Annotated in this window: 14 protein-coding genes; 4 read left to right on the forward strand and 10 right to left on the reverse strand. The window is 70.2% G+C overall.

The genetic code is table 11. The features are described 5' to 3' along the window. Positions 1-181 precede the first annotated feature (181 nt). The 10 genes from NF556_RS07410 to NF556_RS07455 all read right to left on the reverse strand — a co-directional run bounded on the left by NF556_RS07410 (position 182) and on the right by NF556_RS07455 (position 15,375). Positions 182-3,226 (reverse strand): NHL repeat-containing protein, encoded by a 3,045-nt coding sequence (locus NF556_RS07410; RefSeq protein ID WP_252594979.1) that lies wholly within the window; start codon positions 3,224-3,226, stop codon positions 182-184. A gap of 9 nt (positions 3,227-3,235) precedes the next feature. Then, positions 3,236-6,562, reverse strand: coding sequence for an NHL repeat-containing protein (locus tag NF556_RS07415; RefSeq protein WP_252594981.1), 3,327 nt, complete (start codon positions 6,560-6,562; stop codon positions 3,236-3,238). Positions 6,563-6,684: 122 nt separating this feature from the next. After that, on the reverse strand, positions 6,685-7,185 hold the full coding sequence (locus NF556_RS07420) for a cell wall-binding repeat-containing protein (RefSeq protein ID WP_252594983.1): 501 nt from the start codon (positions 7,183-7,185) through the stop codon (positions 6,685-6,687). A gap of 108 nt (positions 7,186-7,293) precedes the next feature. Continuing rightward, complete coding sequence (locus tag NF556_RS07425) at positions 7,294-7,803, reverse strand: PaaI family thioesterase (RefSeq protein WP_252594985.1); 510 nt, start codon at positions 7,801-7,803, stop codon at positions 7,294-7,296. Between the two features lie 43 nt (positions 7,804-7,846). Next, positions 7,847-9,382, reverse strand: coding sequence for a hypothetical protein (locus NF556_RS07430; protein ID WP_252594986.1), 1,536 nt, complete (start codon positions 9,380-9,382; stop codon positions 7,847-7,849). Beyond that, positions 9,354-10,013 (reverse strand): ABC transporter ATP-binding protein, encoded by a 660-nt coding sequence (locus NF556_RS07435; RefSeq protein ID WP_252594987.1) that lies wholly within the window; start codon positions 10,011-10,013, stop codon positions 9,354-9,356. The genes NF556_RS07430 and NF556_RS07435 overlap by 29 nt, the downstream gene beginning before the upstream one ends. 116 nt (positions 10,014-10,129) lie before the next feature. After that, positions 10,130-10,552, reverse strand: a complete 423-nt coding sequence (locus NF556_RS07440) for a DinB family protein (protein WP_252594988.1) — start codon at positions 10,550-10,552, stop codon at positions 10,130-10,132. 249 nt (positions 10,553-10,801) lie between these two features. Then, a complete protein-coding gene (locus NF556_RS07445; RefSeq protein ID WP_252594989.1) occupies positions 10,802-13,132 on the reverse strand; it encodes a transglutaminase TgpA family protein in 2,331 nt (776 codons plus the stop codon). After that, entirely contained in the window at positions 13,129-14,388 is a 1,260-nt protein-coding gene (locus NF556_RS07450; protein WP_252594990.1) for a DUF58 domain-containing protein, read from the reverse strand. The genes NF556_RS07445 and NF556_RS07450 overlap by 4 nt, the downstream gene beginning before the upstream one ends. 12 nt (positions 14,389-14,400) lie before the next feature. Then, positions 14,401-15,375 carry an AAA family ATPase gene (locus NF556_RS07455; RefSeq protein WP_252594991.1) on the reverse strand — a complete coding sequence of 325 codons (975 nt, stop codon included), beginning with the start codon at positions 15,373-15,375 and terminating at the stop codon, positions 14,401-14,403. 318 nt (positions 15,376-15,693) lie between these two features. Between NF556_RS07455 and mraZ the strand changes: the two genes are divergently transcribed. The 4 genes from mraZ to NF556_RS07475 all read left to right on the forward strand — a co-directional run bounded on the left by mraZ (position 15,694) and on the right by NF556_RS07475 (position 19,852). Next, complete coding sequence (mraZ, locus tag NF556_RS07460) at positions 15,694-16,122, forward strand: division/cell wall cluster transcriptional repressor MraZ (protein ID WP_252595743.1); 429 nt, start codon at positions 15,694-15,696, stop codon at positions 16,120-16,122. Between the two features lie 318 nt (positions 16,123-16,440). After that, entirely contained in the window at positions 16,441-17,493 is a 1,053-nt protein-coding gene (rsmH, locus tag NF556_RS07465) for a 16S rRNA (cytosine(1402)-N(4))-methyltransferase RsmH (RefSeq protein ID WP_252594992.1), read from the forward strand. Further along, positions 17,490-17,984, forward strand: a complete 495-nt coding sequence (gene ftsL, locus NF556_RS07470) for a cell division protein FtsL (RefSeq protein WP_252594993.1) — start codon at positions 17,490-17,492, stop codon at positions 17,982-17,984. The genes rsmH and ftsL overlap by 4 nt, the downstream gene beginning before the upstream one ends. A gap of 5 nt (positions 17,985-17,989) precedes the next feature. After that, positions 17,990-19,852: a peptidoglycan D,D-transpeptidase FtsI family protein gene (locus tag NF556_RS07475; protein ID WP_252594994.1), complete on the forward strand. Its 1,863-nt coding sequence runs from the start codon at positions 17,990-17,992 to the stop codon at positions 19,850-19,852. Position 19,853: the final 1 nt, after the last annotated feature.

A 19,853-nucleotide genomic window follows, 5' to 3' on the forward strand; every position in this document is an offset into this window, starting at 1 on the left:
TCCTGCCGAAACATCGTCTTGCGGTACCCAACCCGCGCATATCAGTCAGACCGCGCGTCGCCAACGACACGCTCACCAGCGAACGTCGGCAACCCAGCAGACAGCAACGAGGCGCCCGCCCCAACCACGCCAAACCGGGACGGGCGCCTCACCCTGCCACTTGACAACAGGCCACTCCATATCAGTGCGACAGGACGTAGGCGTTGCCGTGCCGGTCCGCGGCGACCCGAGTGCTGTTCTGCTCCTCATCCCACGGGCCGTCGAGGAAGGCGTAGGTGTCCTCCTGCGGGTCCACCACGAGCAGGCCCTCGCTGCTCACTGCGAACAGGGTGCCGTCCGGGCCCGCGGCGAGGTCCAGCAGAGAGCTGGGAGGCAGGGCGCTGGCAGCGCCGAAGGGCTCTTTGGCCAGGTCCTTCGTGGTGTCCTCGTCCCGCGTGACGATGGTCGTGGGGTCGGTCTCGCCGCCGAGGCGCACCACGTTCCTGGTGTCTGCATCCAGGCCATAGAGGGTGCCGTCGGGAGCCGTGGTGATCGCCAAGAGGTGCTCGGTGCTGCCGAGGAGGACAGCGGTCGCCGAGCCGTGTGCCGTGACGTGGTTGACCACGCTGCCGCGACCCTCGGCGGGGCTGCTCAGGACGAAGACGGAGTCCTCGGGCCCGGCCGCCACGTCCTCCACGAGGCCGAGGTCCAGGGTGAGTGCAGGGGCCGGTTCGCTGTCCGGCAGCCGGGAGCCGCCGCCCGCGACGAGCACAGATCGACCGTCGGGGAGGAGGCGGGACACACCCTCCGAGGTGCGGGCATACGTTCTGTCGCCGGAGGCGATCCACGACGCTGAGGTGGTGGAGCGACTCAGCGACTCGCCGACGGTCCACACCCCGCCGTCTTCCGCGGTGACGCGCGGTGCCCCGTCCGGTCCCACGGCCACGTCCACGGCTCCCGGCAGGACCACCTCTGCGGCAGGTGTCTCCTCGTCGGGGACCCCCGGTGCCGCGACCTCGGTGACCGACTCCAGCGTCCCCTCCGACGTCACCTTGTGGATGCGTGCTGGACGGGAGGCCGCGATCACCAGGTCGCCCTCACCGTCGAGGGCGAGAGAGGTGGGCTCACCCAGGGGCGTGTCGGCCGCCGGCCCGGTGGCGTCGTCCTCGCCCGGCAACAACCCGTTGCCCGCGACCGTCGTGACGGTGCCGTCCGGGTCCAGGCGCCGGACCCGTGCGTTGTAGGTGTCGGCCACGTAGACCTCGTCGTCCGGGCCAATGAGCAGGGCCGTCGGGGTGTTCAGTTCTGCCTCGCCCCCCGGGCCGCCGTCGCCGGAGAAGCCACCGAGGTTGGGTCCGGGCTGGCTCGTGCCCAGAACCGTCGTCAGGACCCCGTCCGCAGAGATCCGCCGCACCTGGTCCGTCTGACTTTCGATCAGGTAGATGTTGCCCTCGCTGTCCACGGCAACGTCCTTCAGGTTCCCCAGACTCGCCTCGGTGGCCGGGTGGTCCTCGGCGGCGTCGCCCTCTCGTTCGCCGCCGCCGCCCACGGTCTGTAGCGTCCCGTTCGGCGCGACGCGGCGCACGAGGTTGTCGACGGCGAGGTAGAGGGCTCCGGTGTCATCGGTCGCGATGCCCTGGATCACGCCCAGCTCCTCACCCTCGAGCTCGAGTCGGGTCATCGTGCCGTCCTCGCGCAGCTCCCACACCTTGTCCTGCTCGGCGATGAGCACCGTGCCGTCGGGCCGTGTGGCCAGGTCAGTCAGCGTCTTGAAGGCATGCTCGGTCGCGACGACGCTCTCGGAGCCCGTGGGGTCCGGCGCAACGTCGTCGGGGACGGGCCACACGCCCGCGACCGGTGAAGTGCTCCCATCGGCCTCAACCCGATGCACGGTGGCCGCGTCCGGATCCCCGACCAGCACGGACCCGTCGGCATCGACCGTGACGTGCGGCCACGTGGGGCCGATCTCGTCGGGTGGTGGGGCGGGTGTCTCGCCGTCGGCGCCGGCCAGGTGGACGACCTCTCCGGCCGACTGGTTCGCGAACGGATCGACCCCGCTGGGTTCGACCAGGGGCTCGGTGGCAACTGACTCCGGATCACCCACCACCTTCTGGACTTGTGCCCCACGGGCGAAGACGATGCCCCCTTCGCCGACGTCGAGACGCTCCATGCCGGTGAGCCCGCCATGCACCGTGGTGATCACACCGCTGGCGTCGACCCGTCGGACGGCTCTGTTGTCGGTGTCGGCGATCAGCAGGTCGCCACGGGGGGAGATGGCCAGGCCCTTGACCCAACGGGACAGGGTGGCATCCCGCGCGGGGCCACCATCACCGCTGAAGCCGATCTCACCGGTCCCCACGGCGATGTCCAGGCTCCCGTCCGGTCCGATGGACATCACCTGACCGCCGTGCTCGGTCGCGAAGAACACGGTGCCAGCGAAAGTTCCGGTGTCGGCGACAGCCAGTGCCAGAGTCGGGCCCATTGCATAGTCGGTGGCTGGCCGGGAGCCGTCCGCGTCAGCAGGGTCCAGGTCCCCGCCACCGGCCAGGACCCGCAGTGCGCCGTCGGGATCGACGCGGATGATCCGGGACCGCTGGGAGGTGATGGCATAGACGGTGCCGTCGGCTCCGGCCGCCACGTCTGTCGGTTGGCCAACATCGATGGACTCGGCCGGAGCGCTCGCCCCTGGAGGTGGCAGGTCGTCCTTCCCACGACTCGCCACCACGACCGTCTCGCCATCCGCAGCGACCCGGGTGATGCCGTCGAGGCCACCCACCACCACGCTGCCGCTGGCGTCCACGTCGACCGACAGGGGACCGTTGTGCGCCACCGTGCTGATCGTGCCGTCCGGATCGATGGCGCGCAGGCGTTCGTTCTGCCAATCTGCCACGTAGGTCGTGCCGTCCGGCGCTTCGGCCACGTCGAGCGAGTCGCCCAGACGTGCGTCGACCGCGGGGCCGTTGTCGCCGGAGTAGTCGCCGACAACGGGATCGCTCTCGCCCGCGATCCGCACGACCTCGCCAGCCACCGGCTCTGGTTCGACCATCGGGTCAGGCTCAGTCGCTGACCCGTCGGTGGCTGGCCCCGTGGCTGACTCGGTGGCCGAGTCGTTTGCCGCGGGCCTCGAGGTGGGGCTGGCGGTCGTGGGCGCCATGGCCAGTGCGGCCAGGGCAGTCACCAGAGCTGCGATCACGGCCAGGAACAGGGCGCGGTGCGCACGCTGCGGTGCGGTGTCAGAAGTAGTCACCCCGGGAGGTTAGGAAGACTCTCTTTCGGTCTTCTTTCGCCAGACGAGCACGGCGCCGAGAAGCGCTGCCGCGCCTCCGCCGATCACGCCGACGTCGGACCAGGGGATCTGCGTCGGGGCGGTGACCTCGGCCGGATGCGCCAGCGCGGACACCCGGGCCGCTTGACCGCCCTCGTGGTGGGAGAGGAGGAAGGCGTTGCCGTGCCGGTCCGCAGCGACCCTCAGGGTGTGCTGACCACCGGACCAGACGTTGTCGTGGAAGGAGTAGTTGTCCTCCTCGGGGTTGACGACGAGCACCCCGTCGCTCACGGTCACGAACAGATTGCCGTGGACGCCGACGGCGAGGTCCTGCGGCTTGCCTGCTGGCAGGGCCGTGGCGGTGCCGAAGGGCTCGTCGGCCAGCTCCTCGGTGCTCTCCTCGTCCGGGGCGACCACGATGGCTCCGGGGCCCTGCTCGTCGATGCGCAGGATCTCGCCTGAGGCGCCATCGATGCCATAGACGACGCCGTCCGGACCGGCGGCGATGGACACCAGCCCCGCCACGCCACCGAGCGGGATGGGTGTGGCCAGGCCATCGGCCGTGACCTCATAGAGCGACTGTCCCTGCGCAGGCGGTGTCTGTGCGTTGGCGCGGGCCAGGATGAACAAGGACCCCTCCGGGTCCGCCGCAATGTCGGTGAGTCCGTCGGCGAGGTTCAGGCTGAGGGCCGGGATGGGGCTGTCGGGCTGTGTCACGGCACCCCCACCGGCCACGAGCACGGTGCGTCCGCCGGGCAGGACCCGACTGACCGTGTTGGGTCCGGCAACAGCCATCAGTGCACCGGACGTGACGCGGCTGGCGACCGGACCACCAACGTGGACCGCAGTGTCGCCGAGGGTCGTGATCCCGTCCGGGCCACCGAGGTGCGGGACGTCATCTGGCCCGACGGCCAGGTCTTGGATCCCCAGGAGCACGGCGTCTGCTGCGAGGGTTTTGTCGTCCTCAGAGTCCGCCGCGGGCTCCGCGACCACACGCAGACTGCCGTCACCCGTGAGCCGCACGAGCCGGTCCGGGCGCGAGGTCGAGATCAGCAGGTTGCCATCGTCCTCCAGGGCCAGCGAGGTGGGCTCGCCCAGGGCTGTCTCCAGGGCCGGGCCATCGGAGTTCCCTGCGTCCGTGTCCTGCCCGTCGGTGTCCTGCTCGTCGGTGTCCTGCTCGTCGGTGTCCTGCTCGGCAGGCACCAGGCCATTGCCAGCGACCGTGGTGACCGTGCCGTCCGGGTCGAGTCGTCGGACCCGGGCGTTGAAGCTGTCCGCCACGAACAGTGCGTCGTCGTCCGCGATCACCAGTCCGAGCGGAGTGTTCATCTCGGCGTCGGTCCCAGGACCACCGTCTCCGGCAAACCCGCCCTCGTCCTGCCCGCGATAGCTGTCGCCCAGCACGGTGGTGACCGTGCCGTCCGGCGCGATCCGCCGCACGTGCGGTCGGCCGCTCTCGGTCAGATAGACGTTGCGCTTGCTGTCCACGGCCACGTCCGTCGGCTCCCACAGGGTCGCTTCGGTCGCTGGGTGGCCGTCCACCTCGGCGGCCCACCGCTGCCCACCGCCCGCGATCGTCTCGGTGGTGCCGTCCGGTGCGATGCGGAGCACCAGGTCGCCGACGGTGGCATAGACCATCCCCTCGGCATCGGTCGTGATGCCGCGGATCACGGGGGCGGTGTCATCTGAGGTGGCGCTGCTGAAGACTCGCGTCAGCGTCGTCTCGTCCTCGCTGAGCTCCCAGATGTGGTGCTGCTCGGCGATGAGCAGGTGGCCGTCCGCTGTGGTGGCGAGGTCCTGCACCCCGTTCAGGACGCGCTCGTTGGCGGCGACGGTGTCTGGTGCCTCGGTGTCTGGTGCCTCGGTGTCTGTCGGCGCCTCGGCGTCTGATGGTTCTTCGACGCCTGTTGTTGCCGCGGCGGCGGTCTCTGCTGCGGTGTCCGCTGGTGCCTCGGTGCCTGGTGGCTGGGACACTCCGACGATGACCGAGGTGCCGCCGTCGGACTCCACCCGCCGGACGGTCCCAGCGGCGCTGTCCCCAGAGATCACGGATCCGTCTGCCGCGACGGCCACGGGGTTGCGGTGCGGCTGGGATGGTTGGGACAGTGCGGGCGGCGGCTGGGCCGAGCTCTCCTGCGCAGCGCCTCCGAGCTCCAGCACCTCGCCCGCCTCAGCATCGGCAAACGGGTCCGCGCCCGTCTCGGCCAGCTCGGTGACCTCCATCGCGGGCGGTCCCTCCACCGTCAGGCGCAGCGCCAGCGCTCCCCGGGTGAAGACGACGTCGCCGTCGGGCAGGACGTCGAGGCTGGAGACCTGGCCGACGGCACCGCGCAGGGTCGTGATGACCCCGTCGCCGTCGACCTGGCGGATGGCCGCGTTGTAGGTGTCTCCGATCAACACGTCGCCGTCGGGCGTGACGGCGAGTCCCTCCACCGCCTCGGAGAGCTGGGCGTTGCCAGCCGACTCACCGTCGCCGCTGAATCCGCTCTCGCCGGTCCCGGCAAAGACGTCGAGCTTCCCGTCCGGGGTGATCGCCATGACCCGGGAGTGCTGTTCTGCGCTGAAGAAGACAGTGCCCTCATAGGGACCGGTGCTGGCCACGGCCAGTGCGCTGGGCCGGCCGATCGCATAGTCGGTGGCGGGCTGGGACCCGTCGGCATTGTCACGATCATTCTCGCCCCCACCGGCGAGCAGACGCACGTCGCCCTCGGGATCGATCGCGATGATCTGGCCGATGTCTGCGACGTAGGCATAGACGGCGCCATCAGCGGAGACTGCCACGTCGCTCGCCCGGTGCAGCGATGTGGACTTGCCCGGTGCGGTCTCCCCGGGGGTCGGCAGACCGCCCTCGGCACCGCCGGCCAGGACCTCCTGCTTCTCGCCGGGGGTGATCCGCGTGACATCCGTCTTGGCGCCCACGACCACCGCTCCGTCGCTGCCCACAGCAACCGAGAAGGGCCGATTGCTGGGGCTGTAGATCCAGCCGTCCACATCCAGGTCGACGTCATCCTCTGGTGACCGCATCGCGCGGACTGTCGTGGTGATCGTGCCCTCCGGATCGATGGCTCGCAGGCGTCCATTGCCCCGATCGGCGAGATAGATCGTCCCGTCCGGTGCCGCGCCGATCTCGAGACTGTCATTGAGACGGGCGTCGGTCGCGGGACCACCGTCGCCGGAGAAGCCCACGCCGTCAACGCCGGTCAGCCCGGCGATCCGGGTCACCTCACCGGCAACGGGGTCAGGCTGCTCCGGGGTGGTCCCCGCCGTCGCAGGTGCCGTGCTCAGCGTGGACAGCGCAGTCACCAGGGCTGCGATCACGGACAGGAGCAGAGCACGAGGCGCTCGCGATGACCAGAGGCGCGGACGCGTTGATGCGATGTCAGAGGAAGTCACCCTCGCAGATTAGGAAGATGCCCTTTCAGGCGGCTTTCGTCAGGTGTTCAGGGGGCGGGCAGCATCTGACACGGGGCGGGATCGGCATATTCCTTGAGTTGTTTCAGGACGGAGTCGTTGATGGCCTGCTTGCCTCCGAGGACGTCGATGTAGCACGGCTTCAGGGAGGTCAGCGCCTCACGGGTGGCGCTCGGGATGCTAGACGCGTTGACCAGCAGCAGGGGGCCGTCCTGCAGAGAGCTCAGCCCGATGGCCAGGGCGTCGGGATAGTCCGTGCCGGAGGCGATATAGACCGCGATGGTGTTGTCCCCGGTCCAGCCGTAGGCCTCGGCGATCGCGGCAGCCGTCGCGAAACGGTTGGCGCCGAAGATCCGGGTCACCGCGCCGTCGGAGATGATCTCGTTGGGCCGGTCGGCCAGGGTGCTGCGGTCGTGCCTGGCGGTGCTGCGGTCCGCCTCTGTGTCCTTGGTGGCGATGGCGGCACCGGCCACCGCACCCCCGGTGACCAGCGCCAAACTGAGGACCCCGATTGCGAATGGTCGTCTCATGATGCTCTCCCTCGAGTGGTGCGGCACGGTGATGGTGCCGCGATGAGGGGAGCATCTCGCTCAGGGGTGGTGACGTCAATCGACGCGCCGTGAGACGAGGGCGCGGGCTCAGGCGGGTGGCTGCCCGGTCGGCAGGGGGAAGACCAGGAGTGAGCCGGTGGCGGACGCAACGACCTTGCCGTCCTTGTCCAGCACCTCGCCCTCGGCGAAGGCCACCCGCCGCCCGGGCTTGGTCACCCTGCCCACGCAGGACAACGGTCCGCTGTCCTTGGTGACCGGCCGCAGATAGTTGACCTTGATCTCGATGGAGGTGTAGCCGGTGCCGGCCGGCAGGGTCGTCTGCGTCGCACACCCCAGGGCGGAGTCCAGCAGCGTGCAGACCAGGCCGCCGTGCACCATGCCGATCGGGTTGTAGTGCGACTCATCGGGCTGGCAGGTGAAGGTCACTCTGGCTTCCTCGACCTCGACGATGTCCATGGCGAAGTGCGCTGCGATGGGCGGTCCGGGCAGCTCGCGGTGCATCATCTTGCGCAGATAGTCCAGGCCCGACAGGTGCGGCAGCTGCGCCAACCCGGTGCTGGGGTCGTCCCAGCGGACGACGGTCTCACGTGTGCTCATGCGCGTGAGGTTACCGATGATGGGGGCGCTGCCGGCGCGAGGGTCAGAGGTTGTTGAGGCGTCCGTAGGTCAGCAGGATCACGACCGCGACCGCAACCACGGCAGCACCGCAGGCCAGGAGCAGCCCGGCGGTGGCCACGAGATAGGCCAGGCCGACCCCGAGGGCGATCGCGAGGATCAGCGCATCGGCCTGCCACACCATGACCATCAGACCGGACAGGTCACCCACGGGTGATGGCGCGGGGGTCAGCAGGGTGAGGGGGAGTGGCCCTTTGGTGCTGTCATAGGCCCGGACAGCCACGACCAGCGCAGCCAGGAGTCCGGCCCCGGTCAGGCCCGCCGACGGCCACCCGGTCAGCCCGGCGATCACGCCGCCGAGCAGTGCACAGGCAACAGCGAGCACGGTGGGGAGCAGGGCGTGCAGCACGAACAACTGGCTGCTGGTGTGCCCGAAAAGTGTTGGCGCCGAGCGGGTCTCGGCCGCGTGCCGGAACCCGTCGGTGAGGGTGCCCAGCGCCGCGAAGGTGGCCACCGCGGCCAGGCTCATCAACAACCAGGCCGGGAGCGCGGTGCCAGCCAGCGCCACGGCGCTCAGGAACCCTCCCAAGGTGAGGAAGATCAGGCCGCTCACTGCCCGCACGGGGGTGCGAGCGGCGCCGACCAGGTCTCTCACGGCATACTGCACGATTGCCTGGACCCCGGGCACAGCCCGCCAGGTCCGGCCCAGGTGGGGGACGGATCGGAAGGTGGCCAGGGCGGAGGAGAGGTCGCCGGTGTAGGCCGCGATGCCCACGATCTCCCACTGCCGCGACTGGCGGAGCAGGAGGGGGCCGCGAACCCGGTCCAGGAGCCGTGGCACCCGCTCGATGCAGACCAGGGCGACCAGGGCGAGGGGCAGCAGGGCCCACGGCTCACCCATGGTGGTCGGTGGCCAGACCTCGGCGACCCAGCCCCAGGGAGTGATCAGCGCCAGGGCGGGGAACCACAGCGTGAGCACCGTTGCGGCCAGCACCGACGCGGTGAGCAACCAGCCGTGACGCGGCCCGACGCGCTGACCGGCCAGCCACGCCGCCGCTGCGATCACCCCGAGGCAGGCGCTGGCCCCAGTGAAGGCGAGAGCCCCCATGACGTCCGTGGTGCCCTCGGTGGCCAGCACGGTGGCAACCACACCGCCCGCGACGGTGAACAGCACGGTGAGCCCTGTCGCGGCAGTTGCGAACGGGCGCAACAGGGTTCGAGAGCGCGGCAGGTCGGTGGCGGCGAGCGTCCCGACCAGGACCGGCGGCAGGTGGGCCGGGCCGCGGTGCATGCCCACGACCGTCACGGCAGCGAGCAGGACCCCGCTGACCGCGAGCACGACCTGCTCGGAGGACGGTGACTGCAGGGCGGGGAGGATCTCGGGCCGCGCCAGGATCCGGGCGACCCCGATGAGGAACGGGATGACCACCATGGCCAGCACGAGGACGACCAGATAGGCCAGGTATGCCGTGTCCCCCTGAGTGCGCGACCCGCCCCGGTCTGCGTAGAGGCGACGCGTCCCGCCGATCCGATCACTCGGTGCCAGCAGCGGGATCGACACCGCCCACCTCCAGGATCTGGTTGGCGAGGCGCTCGACGAGGTCACCGCTGTGGGTGGCGAACACGAGGGTGGTGCCGGCAGTGACGTGGGCCTCCAGTGCGCCGGTGACCAGCTCGAGGCGGTGGCGGTCGAGGCGCTGCTCGGGCTCGTCGACCAGCAGCAGGTTGAACGGTCGGGCCATCGTCAGAGCGATGGAGAACAGCTGCACCTGCCCGGAGGAGAGCTCGTGGGGGAAACGGTTGGCCAGCCGGGTCAGGTCGAAGGACGCCAGCAGAGCATCGGACTGTTCGTCGGCGTGTGGTGCTGGTGTGCCCCACGAGGTCGCGACCAGGACCAGGTGCTCCTTGACCGTCAGGTCACGGGCCAGCGGCGGCATCCCGATCAGGGCCGCAACGCGGCGCCGGAAGACGGGGTTGCGCTCCTCGATGCTCGCGCCGGCCACGGTGACCAGCCCGGACGTCGGCTTCATCAGACCGGCGAGCACCCGCAGGAGGGTGGTCTTGCCGGCGCCGTTGGGACCAACCACGGCCAGGGCAGAGCCGGTCTCGAGCTTGAAGCTCACCGGGGGGAGAAGGACCTCATCGCGCGCGAGGGCGACGCTGATCTCCTCGGCAACGATCACCGAGCTCATGGCGTTCAGGGCCTCCGTGGTGGGCTGCGTGAGATCTTCGGGCCCCTACTGAATCACACGCCCCAGGAGTACCTGCAAGTAGGGAGTGCCCTACTCCGGTGCAGGTCAACTGCGTGTCACCCGTCGCTGTCGGCCTGCCACGCCGGGTCCCGACCGGTCAGGGCGATCAACCGGTCTTGAGCAGCTGCTGTGTCACTCACCGGGATTGGCGGTGCGAAGGCGTCGTCCTGCGCCATCAGGTGGACGTAGGGCTCGAACGCCTCCAGGAGCGCGAGACACAGCTCGTCGCTGAGAGTCAGGGGGGAGGTGGTGGCGCGCGACAGGTCCCAGGCATGCACCGCCAGGTCAAGAGTCTCCATGGGCAGATCGACTGCACCGTTGCCGCCGGGTGCCAGCGAGCGCCCCTCGGACTCGATGTGACTCACCAGCTCGTGCACGACCCAGGTCCCGGCGGGAGTCGGAGCCTTCGGATCCCGCACGTGCGCCAGCTGGTCCTGCCAGGCCGCGGCCGCCTGACCCCACAGTCGCGTCCAGTCCATGCCACGAGGGTATCCCCGACCGAGCGCATGGGGGCCTGGTCCTATGACCGACCGAGCGCATGGTGTGGCGAGATTTACCCCGACCGAGCGCGTGAGGACCTGGTCTTTTGGCCGACCGAGCGCACGGGGGACGAGTATGCCGAGGCGCGCCTCGGCATACAGCCGCCGGTCGTGCGCTCGGTGGCTCGTTATCTCAGGCGCCCACGCGCTCGGTGGTGGGATTTCTCAGGCGCTCATGCGCTCGGTCGATTATTTGCGGCGGAACCAGCTGGCGACGACGGAGCGGATGTAGTGCACGCCGCTGCGGGGGAAGAGTTTGGCGCTGGCGCGGATGTTCCACGGCAGGTCGGATGACACGGAGTCCAGGACGTGGACGACGTCCTTGTGCATGTCCGCGTCGTCGGAGCCCTCGGTCTGGTGTGCGGGGGCATAGCGGGCGCGCTCGAGCGTCGCGGTCGCCCGCCCCAGCGACTCACCGGCGCGCCGGTCCAGGTGTGCCTTGTCCTGATAGTGCTCGCCCATCTCGCGCGGGCTCTTGTCCGGTGGCGGGTTGATGCCATAGTCCTCGAGCGAGCGTTTGAGCAGCTCCCACTGGCCCTCGATCCGCTCCTGAGGCGTGTCGGCGTTGCGCAGCACGGCCTCGCGGTGTCGCCGCCCGGCGATCGCGATGACGGCCATGATCAGGCCGATCACGAGCACGACGGCCAGGGCGCGCAGCAGGATCGGCGCGGCCGAGCGCAGGGCGTCGAGCGTGCTGTCCCACCAGCTGTCCTCGTCACCCGCGCCGCCCGGGTCCTGCGTCGGTTCGCCGGTCGGCGTGGCCTGGCTCTCCTGGGTCGGGTCGGCCTCGGCGGTGCCCTGGTTGAGCTGGGTGTAGGCCGGTGGCTGGCCCGACTGGATCCCCGGGGTCGGCTCGAAGCGGACCCAGCCCATGCCGTCGATCCACAGCTCGGGCCAGGTGTGCGCGCGGGAGGCGACGATCGTCCAGGTGCCGTTGGGCTCGCGCTCGCCGGGCAGGAAGCCCAGCGCCATCCGGGCGGGAATGCCCTGGGAGCGGGCCATCATCACCATCGAGGTGGCGAACTGCACGCAATAGCCCTGCTGCGTCGCCAGGAAGTGCGCGATGGGCGAGGAGTCCTGCCCCTCCCCGGGGAGCAGGTTGAGGTCGTAGGTGTAGATGCCGCTGCGGAAGTGTTGCTGCAGCAGTTGGCCGATGACGAGGTCGTTGGTCTCGTCGCCGATGACCTGCTCGGTGAGCTCGGTGTAGGCCTCCACCCCGGTGGGCGAGGGCTCGAGGTAGGGAGCGAACTCGTTGGGGTCGGCCTCGGCCTCGCCGATGTCGTCGGGCAGGTCGCTGACCCCGCCGGGGGCGAGGCGCATGAAGGTCACGTCATAGCTGTCGACGGGCTCCTCGAGGCGCACCGCGGACGTCTCGGTGTCCCAGCGCATGCCAGTGTCGGCGGTGACCTCGGCCAGCGGGCTCGGCACGGCCAGGGACGGTGCCTTCACCCCGTTGCTGAGCACGGACAGCTCGGAGAACTCGCGGCGCACCGACTCATCCACCCCGGGCAGCGCATTGCCCGGGTGCGGGCTCAGCGAACCCGCGACCGGCTCGCTCAGGTCATAGTCCGGCTCCGCCCAGGTCGTGCCGTCAAACTCGTGGACGGCCGTGACACGCAGCGGGTCCTGCAGCAACTGCTGGGTGCGATAGGTGATGACGGGGTCGTCGGACTGGTTGTGCAGGTCGGCAGTCACGTCCATCGTCTCGGTGAAGCTCACCGAGCCACCACCGCCGCCCACCGAGCGACCGTCGGCATTGCGCGCCAGGCCCTCGGTGAAGAAGGTCGGGGGCAGGTGGGGCAGGGCCGAGGCCGCGACGAGGGCGCTGAGCACGGTGACGACGGCCAGGATCCGGGCCAGCCGCCGGTGCCCGGTGGGGCCGAAGGCCACGTCGTGGGAGCCCACGCTCTCGCGCCGGTCCGCCGAGCTCCACCCCGTCACCAGGCGGCTGCCCTGCTGGGCGACCATCAGCAGCCACCCCAGGGCGGCGGCGGCAAAAAACCACGGCTGCATCGCGTGGCCATTGTTGGACACAGAGACCAGGAAGGCGGCGGCAAGCGGTATGCCGGCAGTCGCCGGAGCGCGCCCCGTCACCCCGATCGAGTCGACCGAGATCGCGGTCAGGGTCAGGACCACCACGATGAGGAACTCAACCCCGTCGTTGGTGGGTGCCGGTGCCGCAAAGGTGCGCAGGGTGGTGCCGGCCTCGCGCAGCAGCTCGGTGGTGCGATCCAGGGTGTCCGACCAGGGGATGATGCCGTAATTGAGGGTGTCGCGCAGGTAGTGGAACAGGATGGCCACGGTCGCCACGAGAGCCTGGGAGAGCACCACGAGCGTGGGGTCTGCGTCGAGGCTGCGCAGGAGCGAGCCGACGACCGCGACCAGCAGGACCATCAGGATGGCCGGGCCGATCCAGGTCCCCTCGCGGAGCAGCTCGGTCAGCGGCCAGGCGACGGCCAGCGTGGCGAAGGCTGCCAGCCCGGCCTCGGGCCACATGCCCCGGTCCAGGTTGAACCTCATGTCAGGGCCCCCGAACGGCGGGTGGCGCGCAGCCGCTCCCACGAGGCGGGCACCGAGTCCTGCGGACCGACCAGCACGGTCTGCCAGCCGGCCTGGGTGAGCACGCCCGTGTGGCGCTGGGCCGTGGCGAGGTCCTTGCGGCTCTCGGTGCCGGGCGTGAACGCCTCGGGGTCGAGCACGAGCGCCATCGCGGCCGAGCCCGGCTCACGGACGGCGGCCAGGTGCGCCAGCTCGGCCTCGTCGTGGGCGACGACGACGCTGATCAGCAGCACGCCACCGGAGGTGAAGCTGTGGGCTGCTGCTGCCAGCGCCTCCATGCTCGAGTCCTGGTCGGGCTGGGCGCGAGCCAGGGTGCTGAGCGCCTGGTCGAGCCCGATCTGCACCCCGGCCGAGCCGTCCTCGACGGTGCGGTGGGTGAGCAGGTGGATGACGAAGCCGTCCTTGATCAGGTGCCGCGCCAGGGAGGCGACGGCGCTGACGGCCCACTCGTATGACGCTTGGTAACCGCTGCCCGGAAAGGCACCCGCCCGGCTGTCGAGCAGGAGCACCGCGCGGCGGCGCGCGGGCCGGTCCTCCTGGCGGACCATGATCTCGCCGCGGTGTGCCGTCGCGGGCCAGTGCACGCGGCGCAGCTCGTCGCCGTCGCGATACTGCCGGATCGACACGTCGTCCTCGCCGTGCAGGGAGACCATCTGCGGCAGCTCGCCCTCGGTGCCGCGCCCCTGGCCAGCGACCCGGCGGGAACCGAGGTCCCAGATGTGGGGGAGCACCAGCAGCTCAACGGTTGCGGGCAGCTGCAGCGCGACGTGGGTCAGCCCGAACGGGTCGCGGCGGCGCAGCGTGATCGGCCCGACGGGGAAGGCCCCGCGGTGTCGGCTGCGCACGGTGTATCGCAGCTTGCGGCCCTCGCCGGAGACCATCCGCGGGAGCAGGAAGCGGGGTCGGTCGCCGAGGGCGTAGTCGAACTGCTCCTCGGCGAGGAAGAGGGGGGTCGGGCGCGTACCGACGTTGGTGAACTGGACCTCGACGAGGCCCTGCTGGTCGGGGTGCAGGCGCGACGGGGTGACCACGCGGGTGACGCGCAGGCTCGGCGGGGTGGGGCGGACCAGCAGCAGCGCGAGCAGCGGCAGGATCACCAGCAGCAGACCGATGCGGGTCACATCGCGATAGCCCAGCACGACACCGGCCACGGCCACGATGGCCCCGAGGGCCAGGAACATCTGGCCCCGACTCGTCAGCACCCCCGGGGCACGCACGATCGAAAATCCTCAGCGTCGGCCGGACGGCACCGGGGTGCGCTGCAGGATGTCGGCCACGACCTCGCCCGTGGTCCGTCCCGTCAGCTGCGCCTCGCCGGTGAGCATCAGGCGGTGCGTGAGGACGGCCGGCGCCAGCGCCTGGACATCCTCGGGCAGCACGTGGTCGCGGCCCGCCAGGGCCGCATTGGCCCGGGCCGCCCCGAGCAGGTGCAGGCCCGCGCGGGGGGAGGCACCCAGCCGGAGCGAGGAGTGACGCCGGGACGCCGTGACGATCGCCACGACATACTCCCGCAGTGCCTGGGCCGTGTGGAGGCGGCGCACCGCCTGGATCTGCTGCTGCACCGTGGCGCCGTCGGTCACCGCCTGCAGATCGCCCAGCGGGTCGTGGTCACCGTGCGACTCCAGCATCGCCAGCTCGGCGCTGCCGGAGGGATAGCCCATCGAGACGCGGGCCATGAAGCGGTCGCGCTGGGCCTCGGGGAGGGGGTAGGTCCCCTCCATCTCGATCGGGTTCTGGGTGGCCATCACCAGGAACGGGCCGGCCAGCGGATAGGTCGTGCCGTCGACGGTGACCTGGCGCTCGGCCATGCACTCCAGCAGCGCGGACTGGGTCTTGGGCGACGCCCGGTTGATCTCGTCACCGACCACGATGTTGGCGAAGATCGCGCCCTTGCGGAACTCGAAGGTGTGGGAGTTTTGGTTGAAGACGTTGACGCCGGTGATGTCGCTGGGCAGCAGGTCCGGGGTGAACTGGACCCGGCTGACGTCGCAGTCGATCGACTTGGCCAGGGCCTTGGCGAGCATCGTCTTGCCGACGCCGGGCACGTCCTCGACCAGCAGGTGTCCCTCGGCCAGCAGCACCGTGACCGCCGTGCGGACCGCCTCCTCCTTGCCCTCGATCACCGTGCTGATCGCCCGGTGGATGTCGCTGGCGACGGACTGCACCGTCTGCAGGTCGGGAGCGGTCTCAGCGTTGGCCGTCATGAAGAAGATCCTGCCTTGGGTCGTCGGGCGTCGGTGCTCGGGTTCTGCGCAGAAGACTACGTCGTCCATGGCCATCGAGCCGCAGACCGCAGTGATCGTGAGGTGTCCATGACATCAGACGCATCGGGGCTCATCCCGGTTGCGGCGCGGTTGCTCTGATTTCCCCCACTTTCCCCCCACCCCGGTGACCTGCAAAAACGTGTGCGCGACATCACAAAATGCCCCCGTTTGGCGTTGACAGTGGTGCAAAGTGGAGTAGGGTGGGGCGTACTGGATGACTAGGGAGTAACCAAGCGCGCGGAAGGGGTGGTCACGGTGCTGTTGCTCGGCACGTACTCACCCCGCCTGGACGACAAGGGCCGGATGTTCCTGCCCGCCAAGTTCCGCGACAAGCTGGCCGGCGGTCTGGTGATGACCCGCGGTCAGGAGCGCTGCCTCTATGTCTATCCGCTGGCCGAGTTCGAGAAGGTCGCCGAGCAGTGGCAGAACGGACCGACCACCAACGCCGGCGTGCGGGCCTACCAGCGACTTCTCCTGTCCGGAGCCTCCGACGAGATCCCCGACAAGCAGGGCCGGGTGACCGTCCCGGCGATCCTGCGCGACTATGCCGGGCTCACCCATGAGTGCACCGTGATCGGCTCCGGCAACCGCATCGAGATCTGGGACTCCGCGGCCTGGGAGGCCTACGTCACCGAGCACGAGGACGGCTTCGCCAACCAGAGCGAGGAGGTGGTTCCGGGCCTGTAAGCGACCCGCTCCACTTCGCCCCACCCGAGCACTCCACTTCGCCCCACCCACCGACCACCGACCCTGACGCTGACCCTGACACCCGGCCCCCAGCCGCACCACCCGCCCCCGACCCGACTTCCCCCGGGCCGGGTGCACCACGAGCAGGATCCCGACTCCACTTCCCCGGAGCCGGGCCACCCACTCGGATGGCGCGGAAGGGGACCAGGTCCCAGGGCCCAAGGAAACACAGCACGACATTGGCGCCACAGGTGCTGGGACCGCACAACCAGCCACACGGCATACGGAATGAAAACCACGACAGGAAGGAGAGCGACGATGCAGGACCGGCCCACCGCCGAGCGGCACACCCCCGTGCTGCGCGACCGCATCGTCGAGCTCCTCGCACCCGCCCTCCACGCAGAGGGAGCGGTCTTCGTCGACGGGACCCTCGGCATGGGCGGACACACCGAGGCAGTGCTGACCGCCTGCCCGGGGGCCATCGCGGTCGGGATCGACCGGGACACCGAGGCGCTGACCCTGGCCGGGGAGCGCCTCGCCCCGTTCGGCGACCGGTTCGTGCCGGTGCACGCGGTCTATGACGAGATCCCGGAGGCGCTGGCGCAGCGCGGCATCGCCGAGGCGCAGGCCATCCTGTTTGATCTGGGCGTCTCCTCGCTGCAGCTGGACGAGGCCGAGCGGGGCTTCGCCTATCGGATGGACGCCCCGCTGGACATGCGGATGGACCAGACGACCGGCCTGACGGCCGCGGACGTCCTCAACGACTATGGCGTGCGGGAGCTCGAGGTGATCCTGCGCGACTTTGGCGAGGAACGCTTTGCCCGCAAGATCGCCCGCGCCCTCGTCGCCGAGCGCGACAAGGAGCCCTTTGCCAACTCGGCCCGGCTCGTGGAGCTGCTGCAGCGGGTCGTGCCGGCCGCCTCGCAGCGCTCGGGTGGCCACCCGGCCAAGCGCACCTTCCAGGCACTGCGCATCGAGGTCAACGCCGAGCTGTCGGTGTGGTCCGACGCGCTGCCGGCCGCGCTCTCGCTGCTGCCGGTGGGCGGGCGGATCGCGGTGCTGTCCTATCACTCGCTGGAGGACCGGATCACCAAGCGCGGCCTGGCCGTGGGCGCCACCAGCTCGGCCCCGCCGGACCTGCCCGTCGAGCTGCCGGAGCACAAGCCGTGGCTCAAGCTGCTCACTCGCGGCGCCGAGATCGCGGACGAGGCCGAGCGCGCCGACAACCCGCGGGCCACCTCGGTGCGGCTCCGGGCGGCCGAGCGCACCCGTGCGAAACCTCTATCAAAAGCCGGGCACGACGTACGAAACCGCTATCAAAATGCGGGGAAGCCGAGCGAAACCACTACGAAAATGGGGGAGACCCGATGAGCCAGATGGCTGTTGCCCGCACCGCACGCGTCGCCCGACCGGCCGCGCCGCGCAAGCGCGCCGCCCTGCGCGTCGTGGACGCCGCGCCCACCACGCGCAGTCACGCGGGCTTTGTGGTGCTGTGTCTGGCGCTGGTCGTGGCCGGGCTGCTCAGCGCGCTGCTGCTCAACACGGCGCGGGCGGAGAGCTCCTTCACCCTCAGCGACCTGCGCTCGGAGCAGACCCAGCTGCATGACACCCGCGTGACGCTGGAAGCCGAGCTCAGCCAGCAGCGCTCGCCGGAGACCCTGGCGGCCGCCGCGGAGGACCTGGGGCTGGTCGCCTCGCCGTCCACGGCTGTGTTGCGGCTCTCAGACAACCAGGTCCTCGGCGTGGCGGCCCAGGTGGACCCGGCTGACAGCTCTACCGTGGTCTCGCCGTTCGTCACCACCGTCGAGGGCGGTTCCGAGCGCACCGAGCAGGCCCCTGAGGGGGCCGTCCAAGGAGGTTGAGACCTGTGGCCGCAGCCCGTCGTCCCGTTGCAGCCGGGGTCGTCCACCCGCAACGGCGGATGCGGTTCATGCTCTTTGGCATCCTGATCGTCTTCAGCCTCTTTGCCGCCCAGCTGGTCAAGCTCCAGGGCCTGGACGCCGCGAGCGTCTCGGCCGCGGCGATCGACCGGCGCATGCACGAGGCCACCATCCCGGCCAGCCGCGGCGTGATCTATGACTCCAAGGGCGTGGCCCTGGCCGAGTCGGTGGAGCGGCGCAACATCACCGCCGACCCCACGGCCGTGGTGACCTACAAGAAGCGCATCGACGGCGAGCGCGTCGAGGTGGGCTATCAGGGCGCCGCGGAGGACATCGCCGCGATCACCGGTGCCGACGCGGCCGAGCTCGAGGCGACGCTGCGCGAGCACGACGGCGAGCGCTGGACCTGGCTGCAAAAGGACGTCTCACCGCAGACGTGGCAGCAGGTCAAGGCGCTGCACATCCCGGGCATCTATGCCGAGCCCTTCGTCAAGCGGGCCTACCCCCTCGGGCCCGCGATGGCCCCGGTGGTCGGCTGGGTCGGCTCCGGGGGCATGGCCGCCAACGGCATCGAGCTGATGTTTGAGGAGCAGCTGACCGGCACGCCGGGCTCGATGACCTATGAGCTGGGCGGTCGCGGCGAGATCATCACCACCGGCGCGAGCAGCGAGACCCCCGCCGTGCCCGGCGAGGACGTGCACCTGACCATCGACAGCGACCTGCAGTGGTTCACCTACAACCAGGTCGAGGCCATGGTCAAGCAGTCCGCGGCCCTGCGTGGTTATGCCGTGGTGATGGACCCCAAGACCGGCGACATCCTGGCCGCGGCCAGCTATCCCTCCTTTGACCCCACGGACTCCCAGCAGAGCACCGAGGACCTGCGCAATCCGCTGTTCGAGGACGTCTACGAGCCGGGCTCGACCAACAAGGTGATCACCGCCGGAGCGGCCCTGGAGGAGGAGGTCGTCGACCTCGAGACGCCCTTCGTGCTGCCCAACCGGCTGCCGCGCGGTGGCACCAAGTTCAAGGACAGCCACGACCCGGACAACCCCTATGCGACCTTCGCCGGTGTGCTGGCGACCTCCTCCAACATGGGCACGATCATGTATGGCGAGAAGCTGCCCGACGACGTGCTCTACGAGTACATGCAGGACTTCGGGATGGGCCGCGAGGCCAACCTGGGCTTCCCCGGGCAGTCCGCCGGCCTGGTCCCGCACCCGGACACCTGGAGCGCGACCAGCAAATACACGCTGACCTTCGGGCAGGGCCTGGCCAGCACGATGCTGCAGCAGGCCGGCGTCTTCCAGACCGTGGCCAACGACGGCGTCTATGTCGAGCCGCGGCTGGTCAAGGGCGCCGAGGAGGACGGCACGTTCGTCGAGGAGCCGGACGCGGTCCAGGACCAGGTGGTCTCCAAGGAGACGGCCGACGAGCTGACCTCGATCATGGAATACGTCCCCAGCGCCGAGGGCACCGCGCCACAGGCCGCCGTCGAGGGCTATCGCGTGGCGGGCAAGACCTCCACCGCCGACCGCTATGACGAGAAGAAGGGCCGCTATTCCGGGGTGACCGCCGGTTTCATCGGCTTCGCCCCGGCCGACGACCCGGAGCTGGTGATCGCGGTCGCGATCCAGAAGCCGACCCGCGGCAAGTGGGGTGGCGAGCTGGCCGGCCCGGTCTTCTCCGAGGTCATGCGTTATGCCCTCACCTCCCGCGGGGTGCCGCCGAGCACGACGGAGGCCCCCGAGATCACGCTGCACTATGATCCGGATGCCCCGGCGCCTGGTGCGGATCCCGGTGTCACACTGGGCGACATCGCCATCCGAGACGAAGGGACCCCGCAACAGTGAT

The organism is Ornithinimicrobium faecis, assembly GCF_023923225.1.
GTDB classification, from domain to species: Bacteria; Actinomycetota; Actinomycetes; order Actinomycetales; family Dermatophilaceae; genus Ornithinicoccus; species Ornithinicoccus faecis.

Excerpts from the sequence above, each read along its gene's own strand:
- NF556_RS07420 (WP_252594983.1), bottom strand. The coding sequence starts at position 7,185 with ATGAGACGACCATTCGCAATCGGGGTCCTCAGTTTGGCGCTGGTCACC.
- NF556_RS07425 (WP_252594985.1), bottom strand. The coding sequence starts at position 7,803 with ATGAGCACACGTGAGACCGTCGTCCGCTGGGACGACCCCAGCACCGGG.
- NF556_RS07435 (WP_252594987.1), bottom strand. The coding sequence starts at position 10,013 with ATGAGCTCGGTGATCGTTGCCGAGGAGATCAGCGTCGCCCTCGCGCGC.
- NF556_RS07440 (WP_252594988.1), bottom strand. The coding sequence starts at position 10,552 with ATGGACTGGACGCGACTGTGGGGTCAGGCGGCCGCGGCCTGGCAGGAC.
- NF556_RS07445 (WP_252594989.1), bottom strand. The coding sequence starts at position 13,132 with ATGAGGTTCAACCTGGACCGGGGCATGTGGCCCGAGGCCGGGCTGGCA.
- NF556_RS07455 (WP_252594991.1), bottom strand. The coding sequence starts at position 15,375 with ATGACGGCCAACGCTGAGACCGCTCCCGACCTGCAGACGGTGCAGTCC.
- rsmH (WP_252594992.1), top strand. The coding sequence starts at position 16,441 with ATGCAGGACCGGCCCACCGCCGAGCGGCACACCCCCGTGCTGCGCGAC.
- ftsL (WP_252594993.1), top strand. The coding sequence starts at position 17,490 with ATGAGCCAGATGGCTGTTGCCCGCACCGCACGCGTCGCCCGACCGGCC.